The 18,499-nt window shown below is 68.7% G+C and carries 15 protein-coding genes; 13 read left to right on the top strand and 2 right to left on the bottom strand.

Features of this window, described 5'->3' with window-relative positions:
• Nucleotides 1-12: 12 nt before the first annotated feature.
• The 10 genes from FHW81_RS16970 (at nt 13) to FHW81_RS16925 (ending at nt 13,794) form a co-directional block, all read left to right on the top strand.
• Entirely contained in the window at nt 13-2,001 is a 1,989-nt protein-coding gene (locus FHW81_RS16970; protein WP_003113719.1) for a GumC family protein, read from the top strand.
• Nucleotides 2,001-3,188, top strand: coding sequence for a glycosyltransferase family 4 protein (locus FHW81_RS16965; RefSeq protein WP_003158941.1), 1,188 nt, complete (start codon nt 2,001-2,003; stop codon nt 3,186-3,188). Before FHW81_RS16970 ends, FHW81_RS16965 begins: the two co-directional genes overlap by 1 nt.
• A complete protein-coding gene (locus FHW81_RS16960; protein WP_003089230.1) occupies nt 3,178-4,506 on the top strand; it encodes a cellulase family glycosylhydrolase in 1,329 nt (442 codons plus the stop codon). The genes FHW81_RS16965 and FHW81_RS16960 overlap by 11 nt, the downstream gene beginning before the upstream one ends.
• Before the next feature lie 8 nt (nt 4,507-4,514).
• A complete protein-coding gene (locus FHW81_RS16955; RefSeq protein ID WP_171893956.1) occupies nt 4,515-5,723 on the top strand; it encodes a glycosyltransferase family 4 protein in 1,209 nt (402 codons plus the stop codon).
• A complete protein-coding gene (locus FHW81_RS16950; RefSeq protein WP_171893957.1) occupies nt 5,714-6,817 on the top strand; it encodes a glycosyltransferase family 4 protein in 1,104 nt (367 codons plus the stop codon). Before FHW81_RS16955 ends, FHW81_RS16950 begins: the two co-directional genes overlap by 10 nt.
• Before the next feature lie 2 nt (nt 6,818-6,819).
• A complete protein-coding gene (locus FHW81_RS16945; protein WP_003089234.1) occupies nt 6,820-8,256 on the top strand; it encodes a biofilm formation protein PslJ in 1,437 nt (478 codons plus the stop codon).
• Between the two features lies 1 nt (nt 8,257).
• Nucleotides 8,258-9,667 (top strand): lipid II flippase MurJ, encoded by a 1,410-nt coding sequence (locus FHW81_RS16940; RefSeq protein WP_023116854.1) that lies wholly within the window; start codon nt 8,258-8,260, stop codon nt 9,665-9,667.
• 82 nt (nt 9,668-9,749) lie between these two features.
• A complete protein-coding gene (locus tag FHW81_RS16935; protein WP_003160261.1) occupies nt 9,750-10,817 on the top strand; it encodes an acyltransferase family protein in 1,068 nt (355 codons plus the stop codon).
• A gap of 186 nt (nt 10,818-11,003) precedes the next feature.
• The gene (locus FHW81_RS16930; RefSeq protein WP_003113725.1) at nt 11,004-12,737 is read left to right on the top strand and encodes an FAD-dependent oxidoreductase; all 1,734 of its coding nucleotides are present in this window, start codon (nt 11,004-11,006) and stop codon (nt 12,735-12,737) included.
• A gap of 55 nt (nt 12,738-12,792) precedes the next feature.
• On the top strand, nt 12,793-13,794 hold the full coding sequence (locus tag FHW81_RS16925) for a DNA topoisomerase IB (RefSeq protein ID WP_003117193.1): 1,002 nt from the start codon (nt 12,793-12,795) through the stop codon (nt 13,792-13,794).
• Here FHW81_RS16925 and FHW81_RS16920 read toward each other — a convergent pair whose 3' ends face one another.
• The gene (locus FHW81_RS16920; protein WP_003113727.1) at nt 13,795-14,088 is read right to left on the bottom strand and encodes an inner centromere protein; all 294 of its coding nucleotides are present in this window, start codon (nt 14,086-14,088) and stop codon (nt 13,795-13,797) included.
• A 71-nt stretch (nt 14,089-14,159) separates the two neighbouring features.
• Complete coding sequence (locus tag FHW81_RS16915; RefSeq protein ID WP_003089245.1) at nt 14,160-14,621, bottom strand: Lrp/AsnC family transcriptional regulator; 462 nt, start codon at nt 14,619-14,621, stop codon at nt 14,160-14,162.
• Nucleotides 14,622-14,930: 309 nt separating this feature from the next.
• On the opposite strand from FHW81_RS16915, the gene FHW81_RS16910 reads away from it, so the two are divergent.
• The 3 genes from FHW81_RS16910 to FHW81_RS16900 are packed head-to-tail and all read left to right on the top strand — an operon-like array spanning nt 14,931 to nt 18,499.
• Nucleotides 14,931-16,163, top strand: a complete 1,233-nt coding sequence (locus FHW81_RS16910; RefSeq protein ID WP_003111886.1) for a 3-methyl-2-oxobutanoate dehydrogenase (2-methylpropanoyl-transferring) subunit alpha — start codon at nt 14,931-14,933, stop codon at nt 16,161-16,163.
• Nucleotides 16,160-17,212 carry an alpha-ketoacid dehydrogenase subunit beta gene (locus tag FHW81_RS16905; protein ID WP_003089248.1) on the top strand — a complete coding sequence of 351 codons (1,053 nt, stop codon included), beginning with the start codon at nt 16,160-16,162 and terminating at the stop codon, nt 17,210-17,212. Before FHW81_RS16910 ends, FHW81_RS16905 begins: the two co-directional genes overlap by 4 nt.
• Entirely contained in the window at nt 17,213-18,499 is a 1,287-nt protein-coding gene (locus FHW81_RS16900) for a dihydrolipoamide acetyltransferase family protein (protein ID WP_171893958.1), read from the top strand.

The raw sequence follows: 18,499 nt of genomic DNA, 5'->3' as shown, positions 1-18,499 counted from the left end.
AGCGACATCGCCATGATAGAAATTCGTTCCTTGCGTGATCTGTTGCGCCTGCTGTTCATCTACCAGCGCGAGTTCAAGCTGGCGGCCCTCAGCGCGGTGGTGATCATCGTCCTCGGCGCCTTCCTGCTGCCGGCCAAGTACGAGTCCAACGCACGCCTGCTGGTCAAGCCGGGCCGTGACTCGACCCTGCCGATCGAGATCAGCAACCGCCAGGCGCTGGTGATGCCGAGCACCCAGCGCGACCCTATCGTCGACGAAGAACGCCTGCTCACCGGCCGGCCGATCGTCCGTCAGGTGGCCGAGCGCTACCTCGAGGTGCTGGCCAACCGGCCGCCGCCGGAGGGCCTGTGGAAGCGCACCAAGTTCTATGTGAAGAAGGCCATCGGCGCGGTGTTCGACGGGATTCGCGTGACCCTGGAAACCTTCGGCGTGATCGAGGAAACCACCGCGGTCGAGCGCCTGGCCAAGGACCTCGAGAAGAAATTCGAGGTCACCCATGCGGCCGGCTCGACGGTGATGGAGATCAGCTTCACCTGGAGCGAGCCGGAAGTCGCCCAGGAAGTGGTCAAGGCCTGGATCGAGATCTACATGGAAGAGCGCACCCAGGCGCTCGGCCGCAAGAGCCTGTACGCCTTCTACGAGGCGCAGACTGCCGACAGCGCGGCGCAGATCAAGAGCTACAAGGCGCAGATCCTCAAGCACCTCAACGAGATCGGCGCATCCAGCATCGAGGACCGCCTGCAGGACCTGTCCGAGCGGATCAACGTGCTGCGCGGCGAGCGTTTCAACTCGATCCGCCTGATCGCCTCCTCCGACAGCGCCCTGGAATCCACCCGCCAGCAACTCAAGGGGCTGCCCAGGGAGATCGTCACGGTGCGGCAGATCGCGCTGAACCCGGCGCAGCAGGACCTGCGCCGGCTGCTCAACCAGAAGCGCCTGGAACGCGCCGACATGATGCGCACCTACACCGACGATGCGCCGCCGGTGAAGGCCCTGGACGCCTCGATCCGTGCCCTGGAGAAGGAAGTCCAGGACGAAGGCGCCACCGTGCAGAGTTCCGAGGACCGCGCGCCGAACACCCTGACCACTCACCTGGAACGGGTCCTGCTGGACGAGACCAGCAACAACGCGGCCCTGCGCACCCAGCTCGCGGAGCAGGAAAAGCAGCTCGCTGAACTCGAGGCGCAACGGCGCGAAGCGCTGGACATCGAGCCGACCCTGGCGCGGCTGCAGCGCGAGCTGAACGCCACCGAGCGCAACTACGCGCTGTACGTCGACAGCCTGGAGAAATCGCGGATCGACCGTGAACTGGACAAGAGCCAGATCAGCAACATCTCGGTGATCGAGGAAGCCACCTACAACCCCGGGCGGATCTTCCCGAAAACCCTGCTGATGCTGTTCCTCGCCGTGCCCTTCGGCCTCGCCGTCGGCCTGCTGGTGGTCTATCTCTGCTACCTGCTCGACCAGCGCATCCACGACGGCGGCCTGGTCGAGGAGAAATTCGGCCTGCCGCTGTGGACCACCCTGCCGGAGCTGAGCAATAGCACCGCGGAGAGCAGCAACGCCTTCACCGCCAGCATCTACCGGCTGTACGGGCTGCTGCCCTACGCGCGCATCGAGGAAAAGGGCCTGACCCTGGGCCTGACCTCGGCGCGCCACGGTGAAGGCGTGACCTTCATCATCGAGCAACTGCGCCGCCTGCTGGAGGAAAACGGCGTGCGCGTGCGGATCGGCGGCGAACCGGCCCAGCCGGGTGAAGTGGTATTGCTCGACGCGCCGGCCCTGCTGGACAGCCGCGAGGCCTTCATCGCCCTGCGCCGCGCCGACCTGATCGCCCTGGTGGTAGAGGCGCAGAAGAGCACCGTGCCGGTGGTCGAGCATGCGCTGACCATCCTCACCACGGCGTTCGGCAAGGTCGACGGGATCATCATCAACCGGCGCCGCTTCGAGGTGCCGAGCAAGGTCCTGCAGACCATCGCCCGCTACCGGAGCGCGTTCTGATGCGGATCGCCCTCCTCGCGCCCCTGCCGCCGGAAAAGAATGGCATCGCCGACTACGCCAGTCATTTCCGCAACGCCCTGCAGGGTCTCGGCATCGAAGTAGCCACGCCGCTCGCCGGCGTGGCGGCCGACAGCGCGAATATCGCCAGCCGGCTGGACAGCGTCGACTGGAACGGCTTCGACCTGGTCCATGCCGAACTCGGCGGCGGCCGCCTGGGCGAGTTCATCGCCCTGCGCGAGCTGCGCAAGCGCTTCCCGCGCCTGCCGCTGAGCGCCACGGTGCACGATCCGGAGCGCATGGTCTGGCGCCGCGAGCGCCTGCCCTGGCCGCTGAACCTGCTGGAACGCCTGCCCTCTCCCCTGCCCCAGGCCGCCGTGGTGCTCGCCGACCCGCTGACCCTGCGCGAAGAGCGTGCCGTGGCCCAGGGCCTGACGCGCCTGGTGACCCTCACCGGCCTGGGCGGCGAGTGCCTGGCCCGGCGGATGCGCCTGCCGCCCGGGCGGGTCGAGGTGATCAACCACGGCAACCTGGAGATCGCCACGGTGCCGCTGCCGTCGCTGGACACCCTGCGCCTGCTGTACTTCGGATTCATCTATCGCGGCAAAGGCATCGAGGACCTGCTCGAGGCCCTCGCCGACCTGTTCGCCAGCGCGCCGGAGATGCGCCAGCGCGTGCGCCTGACCCTGGCCGGCGGCACCGCCGCGGAAATGGCCTTCGGCGCCGGCGGCAACTACCTCGACCAGTTGAAGGCACAGATCGCCGAGCTTGGCCTGGCCGACGCCATCGACTGGAACCTGAACCTGGCCGCCGCGGACATCCCGCGTACTATCCAGGCCCACCACGTGATGGTCCTGCCGTACCGCGAGTCGAAGAAACTCGGTCTGCTCGGCCAGCAGCGCGGCACCAGCGGCGCCCTGTCCTGGGCGGCAGCCTGCGGGCGCGGCGCGATCACCTCGGACGCTCGCGCCTTCGCCGAGGAAGTCGCCAGCGGCAACGGCGCCATCTACCCTCAGGGAGACGTGGCAGCCCTCTCCGAACAGTTGTTGAACCTCGCTCGCGAACCCCGCCTGGCACAGGCCTGGGCCGAGCGCGCCGGAGCGATCGGCCATGCGCGGACCTGGCCGCGCACCGCGCTGCGCTTCCAGGCACTGTTCAACGACATGGTGGGAACCGTTCATGGCACGTAAGGGACTCTATCTGGGCGGCAGCGCGCTGCTGCTCGCCGTGGTACTGCTGCTGGTGTTCTGGGGGCGTCCCGCCGACGCCGAGATCCAGGTACTGAAGGCGCCTCGCGCGGTGGTCTGGAAAGACTTCCTCGGGGTCAACGCGCAGTTCCTCTGGTTCAGCCCGGAGCGTTACAACAAGCAGATCGACCGCCTGCAGGACCTGGGGCTGGAGTGGGTGCGCCTGGACCTGCACTGGGACCGCCTGGAAACCGCCGAGGACCAGTACCAGCTGGCCTCCCTCGACCAGTTGGTCAAGGATCTCGAGGCGCGCCAGCTGAAGTCGGTGTTCTACCTGGTCGGCTCGGCCCGCTTCATCACCACCGCGCCGTTCTACTCGCCCTTCCAGGACCAGTATCCGCCGCGCGACCCGGAAGTCTTCGCCCGGCGCATGGCGATGCTCTCGCAGCGCTACCCGAGCGTGGCCGCCTGGCAGGTATGGAACGAGCCCAACCTGATCGGCTTCTGGCGGCCCAAGGCCGATCCGGAAGGCTACGCCAAGCTGCTCCAGGCCAGCACCATCGCCCTGCGCATGGTCGACCCGGAGAAGCCGGTGGTTTCCGCCGGCATGGCCTTCTTCAGCGAGATGCCCGACGGCCGCACCATGTTCGATGCCCTCGGCCACCTGGGCGTGGAGAGCCTCGGCACCATCGCCACCTACCACCCCTATACCCAGTTGCCGGAAGGCAACTACCCGTGGAACCTGGACTTCGTCTCCCACGCCAACCAGATCAACCGCGCCCTGCGCAACGCCGGCGTGCCGGCGATCTGGAGCACCGAGTGGGGCTGGTCGGCCTACAAGGGGCCGAAGGAGTTGCAGGACATCATTGGCGTCGAAGGCCAGGCCGACTACGTGCTGCGTCGCCTGGCGCTGATGAGTGCGCTGGACTACGACCGGATCTTCCTCTTCACCCTCAGCGATCTCGACCAGCGCGCCAGCGTGCGCGACCGCGACTACGGCCTGCTCGACCTGGACGCCAACCCCAAGCCGGTCTACCTGGCCCTGCAACGCTTCCTCAAGGTCACCGGGCCGAAGCTGCGCCCGGCCGACCCGCCGGTCACCGAGGACCTGCCCGACGGTTCCTTCAGCATCGGCTGGACCCGCGAGGACGGTCGCAACGTCTGGCTGTTCTGGTCGGCCCGCGGCGGCAACGTGCGCCTACCGAAGCTCAAGGAGGCCACCCTGCACGATCCGCTCAGCGGCAAGGTCACGCCCTTGAGCGGCAGCGACGGCCTGGAAGTCCCGGTGAAGTCCAGCCTGCAGATGCTGGTCTGGGAGTGAAGCCACCCATGCGTATTCTCTGGATCCTGCCCTACTCGCCCTGGCCCACCACCAGCGGCGGCAAGACCCGCCAGTACCACCTGCTGCGCAGCCTCGCGGCACGCGGCCACCGGATCACAGTGCTGCTGCACAGCAAGCAGCCGGTGAGCGCCGAGGACCGCCAGGCCCTGGAGCCCTTCCTCGAACGCCTGGTCGTGCTGCCGCGCCGACCGCTGCGCAGCCTCTCCACGCTGCTCGCCGCGCTGTTCGCGCCCTACCCGCTGCTGGCCAGCGTCAACGGCCTGTCGGCGGAGCTGCAACGCACCGCCACGGAGTTGCTGCGCGAGCCCTGGGACGTGGTCCAGGTCGAGCACAGCTATAGCTTCCAGCCCTACGAGCGACCGCTGCGCAACGCCGGCCAGCCGTTCGTGCTCACCGAGCACAACGTCGAGTCGTCCCTCGGTGCCGCCACCTACGACCGTCTGCCGGGCTGGGCGCTGCCCTTCGTGCGCTACGACCAGTGGCGTTACCGCCGCTGGGAACGCCGGGTGATGAGCCAGGCGGCAGCGGTCGTCGCCGTGACCGAGAAAGATGCGCGGCAGCTCGGCGCGATGCTCGGGCGCCCGGTGCCAGTGGTGGTCAACGGGGTCGACTGCGAGCACTTCGCCGCCGCCCGGCCGACGCCCGAAGCGCAGCGCGTGCTGTTCCTCGGCAACTACGAATACGCACCGAACGTCGATGCCGTGGAATGGATGCTCGACGAGATCCTGCCGCGGGTCTGGGCACACTGCCCCGAGGCGCGCATGAGCGTCTGCGGCTATGCGCTGCCGGCGGAGTGGGCGCAACGCTGGAGCGATCCGCGCATCGAATGGCAAGGCTTCGTTCCCGACCTGCTGCAACTGCAATCGAGCAGTTCGGTGTTCCTCGCCGCGCTGCGCCATGGCGGCGGTTCGAAGCTGAAGGTGCTCGAGGCCCTGGCCGCCGGGCTGCCGCTGGCGAGTACCGCGCAGGGCGTTTCCGGCCTGGAACTGCGGGACGGCGAGGACTACCTCGGCGGCGAATCCGCCGAGCAGCTCGCCAACGCCGTGGTGCGCCTGTTGCAGGACCCGGCGCAGGCCCGCGCGCTGGGCGAGAACGGCCGCGCCTACGTACGTCGCGCGCACGACTGGAGCGTCGCCGCCAGCCAACTGGAACAGGTCTACGCCGGCCTCGCCGAAGGAGCGCCGGCATGCGCATAGGACTCGACTACCGCACCGTCGGCAGCTCGCCGCACTCGGGCATCAGCCGCCAGGTCTATGCCATGGAGCAGGCCCTGGAAAGCCTGCCCGGCACGCAGGTGACCCGCTTCACCGTGGCCCCTCTCGACGACCCGCTGCGCCAGCGGGCGGTCTGCCCGCCGTGGGGCTGCCCGCGCACCGCGATGCACCAGCCGCACCAGCGCCTGCGCTTCGAAGCCGGGTTCCTCCCACGCGCCTTGCGCGAACAGGACATCGACCTGTACATCAGCACCTTCAACATGGGCCTGCCGCTACCGCCGCGTCCGCCGGGCGTGCGCTATGCGCTGCTGATCCACGACCTGTTCCAGATCACCCTGAAGAACTACCACGCCAACCGCCTCAAGGCACTGGTCTATCGGGTCAGCGACTACCTGTCGATCGCCTATGCGCTGCGTGTCGCCGACCGTGTCTGGACCCCTTCGCAGTACAGCGCCGACGAGGCTGTGCGGCTGTTTCCCGGGGTCGCCGGGAAAGTCCGGGTGCTGCCCAACCAGGTCGACGGCTTCGCCGGCGAACCCGCCGACCTCTCGGCACGCGGCCTGCCGCCACGCTACTGGCTGCTGGTGGGTACCCGCGAACTGCGCAAGAACGTGCCCTGGTTCGTCAGCGCCTGGGCCCGGGCGCGCGCCCAGACGCCCGGCGTGCCGCCGCTGGTGCTGGTAGGCAGCCTCGACCACCTGCCCGAGGAACAACGCGGCTTGCCCGGCCTGCACGCGCTCGGCGGGCTCGACGACGCCGAACTGCACGCGCTGTACCGCCAGGCCGAGCGGCTCTGGCAACCGTCCTACGCGGAAGGCTTCGGCCTGCCGGTGGTCGAGGCGCTGAGCGTCGGCACGCCGGTGGCGGTGGCCAGCGGCACCTCGCTGGACGAAGTCACCCCGCCGTCGGCGCCGCGCTTCTCGCCCAGCGACGGCGCCGCCCTGGAACGCCTGATGCTGCGCCTGGCCGATGCGCCGCGCGAAGCCTCGGCGGAAGAACTCATCGCCTGGGCCGCGCGCTTCAACCGCGAAGCCTACCGGCAACGGCTGGCCGCACTGATCGAGGAACTGAGTTGAGAATGTCGTTGGGAAACCTCGTCGCTGTCGTCTTCGGCCTGGCCTTCGGCGGAGCGCTGCTGATGCTCAGCCCGGCCAAGGCCGGCGCCGCCATGGTCGGCCTGGCGGCCGCGGTCACCATCCTGCGCTTCCCGTTCTGGGGGCTGCTGCTGTTCGCCCTGGTGGCGACCTTCATGCCCTACTCCACGGTCAACGTGGGGATCCGTTCGACGGTCAGCGAAGCGATCCTCGCCCTGACCTGGGGCGCGGTGCTCTGGCACATCTTCCTCTCGCGCCTGCCGCCGGCGCCGGCGCTGCGCTACCGCTCCACCGAGCGCATGCTGCTGTGGCTGATGCTGTTCACCGTGCTGCCGTTCGTGGTCGGCCAGGTCAGCATCAAGGCCGAGGCCAGCGGCCTGTCGAACTGGCTGCGCTGGCTGCTCAACCTGTCCATCGTGTTCCTCGCCGGACGCCTGCTGGTGGAGCGCAAGAACCGCGAGACCCTGGTCATCGCCCTGCTGCTGGGCACCCTGGCGATGCTGCTGATGTCCATCGCGGTGTTCATCCGCTACCGCTCGGCGTCGGGGATGGCGCCGATCCTGGCGATGTTCAACTACGCCAACCTGGACACCCTCAAGTTCGGCCTGGAGGCGCTTTCCTCGCGGATGGGCTCGCCATGGATGCACCCCAACGCCACCGGCGGGATCATGGCCCTGCTGCTGCCCCTGGCGTTCTGCTACGGGGTCGCCAACCAGGGCTGGCGGCGCGGCCTGGGCCTCGCCGTGGCGGTCCTCGGCGCCGCCGCGATCCTCCTCGCCAGTTCCCGCGGGGCGATGCTCAGCCTGGCGGTGGTGCTGTTCTGGATGTCCCTGCGCAAGGTGCCCTACACCGGCCGCCTGCTGTTGCTCGGGGTCGGCCTGGTGGTGGTCCTGGTGCTCAGCTACCCGCCGTTGCAGGAACGCCTGGCGACCATCTTCTCGCCGCAGAACGCCAGTACCGAGGTGCGCTTCGACGAATACCGGATGTTCCCCAAGGCCGTCGCCCGCTATCCGCTGGGAATCGGCTTCAAGGTCGACCCGCCGGTGCCGGGCACCGACCTCCTGGGCATCTCCAACCTGTGGCTGAACTTCATGTACAAGGTCGGCCTCGGCGGCATGCTGCTGTTCATCGCGGTGACCTGGCGCTGGTGGCGCGAAGCCCGTCCGGAGAAAGGCCCGATCCGCCTGACCCGCGACAACGCGATCTGGCTGGGCAGCACAGGCGGCATCCTGGCGGCGCTGGTCAGCGGCCTGTTCGACCACTACTTCAGCTTCGCCGTGGTGATGATCGGCCTGTTCTGGCTGCTGGTCGGGATCAACCTGCTGGAAGCCCGCCGGCTGTTCCCGGAACGCCAGCCGCAACCGCGGGCGGTGGGTTATCGCAAGCTCAAGCGACAGCTCGAGCGCGGGGCCGAGGCCTGAGATGCTCGGCTCCGCCTTCTGGCTGACCCTGGCCACCCTGCTCGGCCTGTGCCTGGGCTTCGCCCGCGAATGGCTGCTGGTGGCCTCCTGGGGCGCCGGCGAGCGCAGCGACGCCTTCCTCATCGCCCTGTTCCTGCCCGAGGCCCTGCGCATGTCGCTGGCCGGCGGCGTGCTCAGCGCGGCGGCCCTGCCACTGTTCCTCGAACGCCAGGGCGAACGTCGCCTCGACTGGCTGGCGGCGATCCTCCCGGCGCTGCTCGGTATCGCCGTAGCGCTCAGCCTCCTGCTGCTGGCGGCGGCGCCCTGGCTGGTGCGCTTGCTCGGCCCGGGCCTGGCCGAGACGGCCAGCGCCCAGGCCGCGGCCAACTTGCGGATCCTCGCCTGGTGCGTGCCGGGGTTGATGCTCCATGCGCTGTTCAGCATTCCCCTGCAGGCCGCCGAGCGCTTCGTCCTGGCCGGACTCGGCTCGCTGCTGTTCAACCTGCCGCCGGTGCTCTACCTGGCCTTGCACGGCCAGGCCAGCCAGCCCGAACAACTGGCCCTGGCCTGCCTGCTCGGCAGCCTGCTGATGCCGCTGGTGCTGCTACCTTCGCTATGGATCGAGGGCTGGCGGCCCTGGCACTGGCGCCTTTCCGGCGTCGAACTGGGCGAGCTTGGCGGGCGCATCGCTCCGCTGCTGCTGAGCAACGCCGCCAGCCAGGGCCTGGCGCTGGTCGAGCGGCTGGTGGCCTCGCTGCTCGGCGAAGGCGCGGTGACCTGGGTCAACCTGGCGCGCAAGCTGATGAACCTGCCGCTGATCGCCCTGATGAGCCTCAACCAGGTGTTGCTCGGCATGATGAGCCGACGCCAGGGTGGCGAGCGTCTGGCCCTGCTTCGCCGCGGCCTGGAGACCGCCAGCCTGCTGACCCTGCCGGCCGGGGTCGGGCTGGTCGCTGCCGCACCCGGCCTGGTGGCCCTGTTGCTGCCGCGGCAGACCGCCGGCTCGCCGTTGCCGGCGCTGCTGGCCTGGTTCGCCGTGCCACTGGTGTTCGGCGCCTGGAATGCCTTGCTGGCGCGTTACGCCTACGCCGCCGGCGATACTCGCCTGCCGCTGCGCTGCGAGCTGCTCGGCAGCGCGCTGAACGCCGCGCTGCTGGCGGTCCTGCCGTTGATTTTCGGACTGCCGGGGATTCCCCTCGCGGCCCTTGGCGGGGTGCTCTGCACCGCGCTGCTGCTGATGCGTCGCCAGGCCCTGCTCGGCGCCCTGCCCTGGGCCCGGCTGTGGCTACTGAACGCCCTGGCCATGGCGCTCGCCGCCGGCCTGCTGTTCCGCATCGACGGTATCTGGCTGCAATTGGGCCTGGGCACCGTCGCCGGCTGCCTGGCGCTGCTCGGCATGGCGCTCTGGCTGCGGCCCTGGCGCACCGATTGACCCATGGCTCCGGGTAGGGAGCCTGGCCCTGGGGGCCTTCGAACAACCACTGTGAGTTAGCGCGTCAAGCGGGAGTTGCAAAGTGAAAAAACGCTGGATTCAGATGGATGTGACCCGCGGCGTGGGCATCCTGATCATCGTCTTCGGGCACAGCTGGTTCGTCGCCAGTTCGCCGACCGTGCTCTATCCGTTGCTCTCTCCGTTCATCCTGCCACTGTTCTTCTTCATTTCCGGGGTGTTCTTCAGGACCGAGCAACCCTTCGGCGAGATGGCCCTGCGCAAGGCCGACGCCCTCCTCAAGCCGTTCTTCGTGACCATGCTCGGCTACGTCATCCTCCGCGACCTGCTGCGCGGCCAGCCGCTGCTGCCGGACATCGGCGGAGTGCTGTACGCCTCGGTCGACACCCTGCCCTGGCAGGCGCTCTGGTACCTGCCGCACTTCTGGGTAGCGACCCTGTTCGCCTGGTTCATGCTGCGCGTCATCCAGCGTCTCGGCCTGTCCCTCGCCGCCAGTTGCGTGCTGCTGGCCGTGCAACTGGGCCTGGGCATCCTGTTCCTCAAGACGTTCTGGCAGATCCCGGTGGAGTTCGGCGGCGAACAGTACCTGCTGCCGGGCCTGCCGTTCAGCCTGGACATCACCCTGATCAGCAGCGCCCACTTCATGTTCGGCTATGTCCTGCGCGACGTCCTGCGTCGCCACCAGAGTTCGTTGCTGACCCTGTGCATCGCCCTTGCCGTGACCACCGCCAGCTTCCTCTACTACCCGACGGTGGTGGACATGGCGCAGCGCCGCTACGACCACTGGTTCTGGGCCACCGTCCAGGCAGTGAGCGGCGTCTACCTGTGCTGGGCGCTGTCCGGGCTGATGATGAAGATCGACTGGCTGGGCAAGGCGATGACCTACATCGGCCAGTCGACCCTGATCCTGCTGATCTTCCACGGCGAGATCCAGCACAAGACCTTCAACCTGCTGGTCCACCTGGGTCTGTCGGAACCGGCCGCTGCCAGCGTCGCCCTGGTGATCTCGGTGATCGTCTCGCTGCTGATCGGCGAAGTGATCAAGCGCGTCGCGCTGCTGCGCGCCCTCTACTTTCCCTTCCCGGTGCGCAAGAAGACCGCCGCGGTCCAGGGCGGCGGCGAAGCGCGCTGACGCCCTCGGCCCGGTGCGCCTGCGCCGGGCCTTTCCCCTCCCGTCTCCCTTTTCCCTAACGGGCGGCCGACCTCGCTTCGACCTGGCCGATGATCGCCCGCTCCTTTCGCTGAGCGGGTTGGTACGCGGGCATTGCCTCCCTAGAATATGGAACATCGTTCCGAAATATTGAAAAAGGGAGAAGCCATGACCTCTGCGGCCGTCGAGACCACCCCGCTAACCTGTGACGTGCTGGTCGTCGGCTCCGGCGCCGCCGGGCTGGCGGCGGCGGTGACCGCGGCCTGGCACGGGCGCCGGGTAGTCCTGGTGGAGAAGGACCCGGTGTTCGGCGGCGCCAGCGCCTGGTCCGGCGGCTGGGCCTGGTTGCCGCGCAACCCGCTGGCGCGTCGCGCCGGTATCGAGGAGGACATCGAGCAACCGCGTACCTACCTGCGCCACGAACTGGGCGAGCGTTACGACGCCGCGCGGATCGACGCCTTCCTCGAAGCCTGCCCGCACATGGTGGCCTTCTTCGAGCGCCACACCCACCTGCGGTTCGTCGACGGCAACGGCATCCCGGACATGCATGGCGACACGCCGGGCGCCGCCGAGGGCGGCCACCAGTTGGTCGCCGCGCCCTATGACGCACGGCAACTGGGCCCGCTGCTGCCGCGCCTGCGCAAGACCCTGCGGGAGACCTCGTTCATGGGCATGCCGATCATGGCCGGCGCCGACCTCGCCGCCTTCCTCGACCTGACCCGCTCGCTGCCGGCCTTCCTGCATGTCGCCCGGCGCTTTTCCAGCCACCTCTGGCACCTGCTGCGCTACGGTCGCGCCATGCACCTGGTCAATGGCGTGGCCCTGGTAGCGCGCCTGGCCAAGTCCGCCGAAGCCCTGGGTGTGCGCCTGATCGAATCGGCGCCAGCCCGCGAACTGCTGCTGCGTGACGGCAAGGTGGTCGGCGCGCTGGTCGAGAGCGCCGAGGGACTCCTGCGCATCGAGGCAGGCGCCGTGGTCCTGGCCTGCGGCGGCTTTCCCCATGATCCGCAGCGCCGCGCCGAGCTGGCCCCCACCCTGGACACCCTGCTGCCGCTGCCGCCGCCGGGCTGCAACGGCGACGGCTTGCGCCTGGGGGAAAGCGCCGGCGGCCGGGTGGCCGACGACCTGCGCTCGCCGATCGCCTGGGCGCCGGTCTCGCGAGTTCCCCACGGCGATGGCGAGACCGGGCACTTCCCGCACATCATTGAGCGCGGCAAGCCCGGGCTGATCGGCGTGCTGGCCAACGGCAGGCGCTTCGTCAATGAGGCGCACGGTTACCACGACTATGTCGCCGCCCTGCTCGAGGCCACCCCGCCCGGGCAGCCGGCACGCTCCTGGCTGGTCTGCGACCGGCGCTTCCTGCGTCGCTACGGCCTCGGCTACGTGCGTCCGGCGCCGCTGCCGATCGCCGCGCACCTGCGCAGCGGCTATCTCAAGCGCGGGACCAGCCTGGATCAGTTGGCAAGGAGCTGCGGCATCGACCCGTCCGGCCTGGCCGCCACCGTCGCCGAATACAACCGCCACGCCCGCGAGGGCCGCGACCCAGAGTTCGGCCGCGGCGGCACGGCATTCAACCGCAAGCAGGGCGACCCGGCGTATCCGGGGCCGAATCCCTGCGTCGCCCCCATCGAACGCGGACCGTACTACGCGGTGCAGGTCGAGCCCGGCTGCTTCGGCACCTTCGCCGGGCTGAAGACCGACGCCCAGGCCCGCGTGCTGGACGGCGGCGGGCAGCCGATCCCCGGCCTGTACGCGGCGGGCGCGGACATGGCGAGCCTGTTCGCCGGCCACTATCCCTCCGGCGGCATCAACCTGGGGCCGGCGCTGACCTTCGGCTACATCGCCGGCCGCCATATCGCCGGCGCCCTCGGCTACGAGCAGGAGCAAGCGCAGCGCGGTTGAACGTTCCAGCGGGCGCAGCGGCCTAAACAGGCAAGCTTTCCTTCGGAACCCAAGCATGAGCGCAGCGCCACCGGATATCCCCGCCCTGCCCGCCGGCCTCTGCTACGTCGACGACCGCCAGCCGGGCATCCGTCGACGCCGGCAGGGCAAGCGCTTCGTCTATTTCGATGCCGACGGCCAGCGCATCGGCGACGCCGAGGAGATCCGCCGGCTGGACAAGCTGGCCATTCCGCCGGCCTATCGCGAGGTCTGGATCTGTCCCGACCCCAACGGCCATCTCCAGGCCACCGGCCGCGACGCCCGTGGGCGCAAGCAGTACCGTTACCACCCGCGCTGGCGCGAGGTACGCGATGCCGACAAGTACGAGCGCCTGCTGCGCTTCGGCCAGGCGCTGCCGGGGCTGCGCCGGCACATCGACGCCCAGTTGCGCCTGCCCGGCCTCGGTCGCGACAAGGTGGTGGCCCTGGCGGTTGCGCTGCTCGACGCCACCCTGATCCGCGTCGGCAACCACCGCTACGCCCGCGACAACCGCTCCTACGGCCTGACCACCCTGCGTACCCGGCACGTCGACGTGAACGGCAGTCGCATCCGGTTCCGCTTCAAGGGCAAGAGCGGCATCGAGCACGACGTCAGCCTGGAGCATCCGCGCCTGGCGCGGGTGCTGCGGCGCTGCCTGGAATTGCCCGGCCAGGACCTGTTGCAGTACCTGGACGAGGACGGCCAGCCGCACCGCATCGGCTCCCACGACATCAACGAGTACCTGCGCCGGCATACCGGCGAGGATTTCAGCGCCAAGGACTACCGTACCTGGGCCGGCAGCGCGCTGGCGCTGGAGCGTCTGCGACGTGCCGAAGCCGACGGGCTTGGCGCGGTGGTGGCGGAGGTCGCCGCCGAATTGGGCAACAGCGTGGCGATCTGCCGGCAATGCTACATCCACCCGGCGATCATCGAGGCCTACCAGGCCGGGCAACTGGGCCAGCTCAGGCGCGCCCGCAAGCGCCGCTGGCTGAGTGCCGAGGAAGCGACCCTGCTGGCCTTCCTCGACACGCCCGGCTGATCAGTTGCCCGGGTGCGGATCGATGCCGTGCCGGCGCAGCAGGCCGAGCAGGCGGCCAATCTCGGTCTGGCAGGCTTCCAGTTCCTTGCGCAGGGTGTGTTCGCGGCGCTGCTGCTCCAGCTTCACGCGTTCGAGTTCGGCGCGCGCCTCACGGCGGATCTGCCGCTCGCGCTCCTTGTCGGAATGCTCGGCGCCGAGGGCCTCTTCGGCCTTGCGCGCGCGGTATTCGCGCATCCGCTGGGCGGCCGACTTGGCCTTGCCGCTCGGCTTGGGCCCGGGTTTGCTGGCTTTCATGAACGCCTCTATCTGCGTAACGTTACGCAATCAGAATAGCGTAACGTTACGCAGATAGACAGGGTCTATGCTTAGAGCGGCGGGGCCGAGCGCAGCATCACCGACTTCAGCGCGAAGGCCGACTTGATGCCAGCCACGCCGGGAATGCAGGTCAGGGTATTGGTGAGGAACGCCTGGTAGGCGGCGAGATCCTTGACCACAACCCGCAGCATGTAGTCCGCATCGCCGGTCATCTGGAAACAGCTCATGACCTGCGGCGCATCGACGATGCGTTCCTCGAAGCGAGCGAGGTAGTCGCCGGTCTGCTTTTCCAGGGACACCGAGACGAACACGCTCATCGCCCCGGACAGGCGCTCCTCGTCGAGCCGGGCGAAGTAGCCCTGGATGTAGTGTTCCTCTTCCAGGCGGCGTACCCGGCGCAGCGTCGGCGTCAGCGACAGGCCGACCTTCTGGGCGAGATCGCGCCAGCTCAGGCGGCCGTCGTCGGCCAGGGCACGGAGGATTTTCAGGTCGATGCGGTCGAGTTCAGCCATGGTGCGTTGTTTCTCTTGTTAGCAATTCTTGTAGTTCAAACAACCCAATACTGCCGGAATACCTTAGTCAATTTGGAGCAAAAAACTAGCACCCGAAGCCTATACTGAAATTACAAAAACAAAACCCGAGGGCCTCACCATGAGTGACGTCACCCAGTACGACCGCGCCTGCCGTACCCCGGCATGCCTGCAACCCGCCCCCACCCACAGGACGGGAACCCGCCATCCGCCCAGTCCGCCGCTTCGAGCGCCGTTCGCCCGTTTCTGATCTCTCCAACCGTTTGGCCCGGACCGGGCCGGAGGCCTGTCATGAGTGATTACGAGCCGTTGCGTCTGCATGTCCCGGAGCCCACCGGGCGTCCTGGCTGCAAGACCGACTTTTCCTATCTGCACCTGTCCCCCGCCGGCGAGGTACGCAAGCCGCCGGTGGATGTCGAGCCCGCCGAGACCAGCGACCTGGCCTACAGCCTGGTACGCGTGCTCGACGACGACGGCCACGCCGTCGGTCCCTGGAATCCGCAGCTCAGCAACGAACAACTGCTGCGCGGCATGCGGGCGATGCTCAAGACCCGCCTGTTCGACGCGCGCATGCTCACCGCGCAACGGCAGAAAAAGCTTTCCTTCTATATGCAATGCCTCGGCGAGGAAGCCATCGCCACCGCCCACACCCTGGCCCTGCGCGACGGCGACATGTGCTTCCCGACCTATCGCCAGCAAGGCATCCTGATCACCCGCGAATACCCGCTGGTGGACATGATCTGCCAGCTTCTCTCCAACGAGGCCGACCCGCTCAAGGGCCGCCAGCTACCGATCATGTACTCGAGCAAGGAGGCCGGTTTCTTCTCCATCTCCGGCAACCTCGCCACCCAGTTCATCCAGGCGGTCGGCTGGGGCATGGCCTCGGCGATCAAGGGCGACACGCGCATCGCCTCGGCCTGGATCGGCGACGGCGCTACCGCCGAGTCGGACTTCCACACCGCCCTCACCTTCGCCCATGTCTACCGCGCGCCGGTAATCCTCAACGTGGTCAACAACCAGTGGGCGATCTCCACCTTCCAGGCCATCGCCGGCGGCGAAGGCACCACCTTCGCCAACCGGGGCGTGGGCTGCGGGATCGCCTCGCTGCGGGTCGACGGCAATGACTTCCTGGCGGTCTACGCCGCCTCCGAGTGGGCCGCCGAGCGCGCCCGGCGCAACCTCGGGCCGAGCCTGATCGAATGGGTCACCTACCGCGCCGGCCCGCACTCGACTTCGGACGACCCGTCCAAGTACCGCCCCGCCGACGACTGGACCAACTTCCCGCTGGGCGACCCGATCGCCCGCCTGAAGCGGCACATGATCGGCCTCGGCATCTGGTCGGAGGAACAGCACGAAGCCACCCACAAGGCCCTCGAAGCCGAAGTGCTGGCCGCGCAGAAACAGGCGGAGAGCCATGGCACCCTGATCGACGGCCGGGTGCCGAGCGCCGCCAGCATGTTCGAGGACGTCTATGCAGAACTGCCGGAGCACCTGCGCCGGCAACGCCAGGAGCTCGGGGTATGAATGCCATGAACCCGCAACACGAGAACGCCCAGACGGTCACCAGCATGACCATGATCCAGGCGCTGCGCTCGGCGATGGACATCATGCTCGAGCGCGACGACGACGTGGTGGTATTCGGCCAGGACGTCGGCTACTTCGGCGGCGTGTTCCGCTGCACCGAAGGCCTGCAGAAGAAATACGGCACCTCGCGGGTGTTCGATGCGCCGATCTCCGAGAGCGGCATCATCGGCGCCGCGGTCGGCATGGGCGCCTACGGCCTGCGCCCGGTGGTGGAGATCCAGTTCGCCGACTACGTCTACCCGGCCTCCGACCAGTTGATCTCCGAGGCGGCGCGCCTGCGCTATCGCTCGGCCGGCGACTTCATCGTGCCGATGACCGTACGCATGCCCTGTGGCGGCGGCATCTACGGCGGGCAAACGCACAGCCAGAGCCCGGAGGCGATGTTCACCCAGGTCTGCGGCCTGCGCACGGTGATGCCGTCCAACCCCTACGACGCCAAGGGCCTGCTGATCGCCTGCATCGAGAACGACGACCCGGTGATCTTCCTCGAGCCCAAGCGCCTCTACAACGGCCCGTTCGATGGCCACCACGACCGCCCGGTGACGCCCTGGTCCAAGCATCCGGCCAGCCAGGTGCCGGACGGCTACTACAAGGTGCCGCTGGACAAGGCGGCGATCGTCCGCCCCGGCGCGGCGCTGACCGTGCTGACCTACGGCACCATGGTCTACGTGGCCCAGGCCGCGGCCGACGAGACCGGCCTGGACGCCGAGATCATCGACCTGCGCAGCCTCTGGCCGCTGGACCTGGAAACCATCGTCGCCTCGGTGAAGAAGACCGGCCGCTGCGTCATCGCCCACGAGGCGACCCGCACCTGCGGGTTCGGCGCCGAGCTGATGTCGCTGGTGCAGGAGCACTGCTTCCACCACCTGGAGGCGCCGATCGAGCGCGTCACCGGTTGGGACACCCCCTACCCGCATGCCCAGGAGTGGGCGTATTTCCCCGGCCCCGCGCGCGTCGGCGCGGCATTCAAGCGTGTGATGGAGGTCTGAATGGGTACCCATGTGATCAAGATGCCGGACATCGGGGAAGGCATCGCCGAGGTCGAACTGGTGGAGTGGCATGTCCAGGTCGGCGACTCGGTCAATGAAGACCAGGTCCTCGCCGAGGTGATGACCGACAAGGCCACGGTGGAGATTCCCTCGCCGGTGGCCGGACGCATCCTCGCCCTCGGCGGCCAGCCGGGCCAGGTGATGGCGGTGGGCGGCGAACTGATCCGCCTGGAGGTGGAAGGTGCCGGCAACCTCGCCGAGAGTCCGGCCGCGGCGACGCCGGCCGCGCCCGTCGCCGCCACCCCGGAGAAACCGAAGGAAGCCCCGGTCGCGGCGCCGAAAGCCGCCGCCGAAGCGCCGCGCGCCTTGCGCGACAGCGAGGCGCCACGGCAGCGGCGCCAGCCCGGCGAACGCCCGCTGGCCTCCCCCGCGGTGCGCCAGCGCGCCCGCGACCTGGGCATCGAGTTGCAGTTCGTGCAGGGCCGCGGTCCCGCCGGACGCGTCCTCCACGAGGACCTCGATGCCTACCTGACCCAGGATGGCAGCGTCGCGCGCAGCGGCGCCGCCGCGCAGGGGTATGCCGAGCGACACGACGAACAGGCGGTGCCGGTGATCGGCCTGCGTCGCAAGATCGCCCAGAAGATGCAGGACGCCAAGCGACGCATCCCGCATTTCAGCTATGTCGAGGAAATCGACGTCACCGATCTGGAAGCCCTGCGCGCCCATCTCAACCAGAAATGGGGTGGCCAGCGCGGCAAGCTGACCCTGCTGCCGTTCCTGGTCCGCGCCATGGTCGTGGCGCTGCGCGACTTCCCGCAGTTGAACGCGCGCTACGACGACGAGGCCGAGGTGGTCACCCGCTACGGCGCGGTGCACGTCGGCATCGCCACCCAGAGCGACAACGGCCTGATGGTGCCGGTGCTGCGCCACGCCGAATTGCGCGACCTCTGGGGCAACGCCAGCGAAGTGGCGCGCCTGGCCGAAGCCGCACGCAGCGGCAAGGCGCAACGCCAGGAGCTGTCCGGCTCGACCATCACCCTGAGCAGCCTCGGCGCGCTCGGCGGGATCGTCAGCACACCGGTGATCAACCATCCGGAGGTGGCCATCGTCGGCGTCAACCGCATCGTCGAGCGACCGATGGTGGTCGGCGGCAACATCGTCGTGCGCAAGATGATGAACCTCTCCTCCTCCTTCGACCACCGGGTGGTCGACGGGATGGACGCGGCGGCCTTCATCCAGGCCGTGCGCGGCCTGCTCGAACATCCTGCCACCCTGTTCCTGGAGTAA

The sequence above is a fragment of the Pseudomonas sp. RC10-4-2 genome, assembly GCF_050433085.1.
Classification (GTDB): Bacteria; Pseudomonadota; Gammaproteobacteria; order Pseudomonadales; family Pseudomonadaceae; genus Pseudomonas; species Pseudomonas aeruginosa.
The sequence above is the reverse complement of the archived record's forward strand: the minus strand, read 5'-3'. Positions and strand labels throughout refer to the sequence as shown.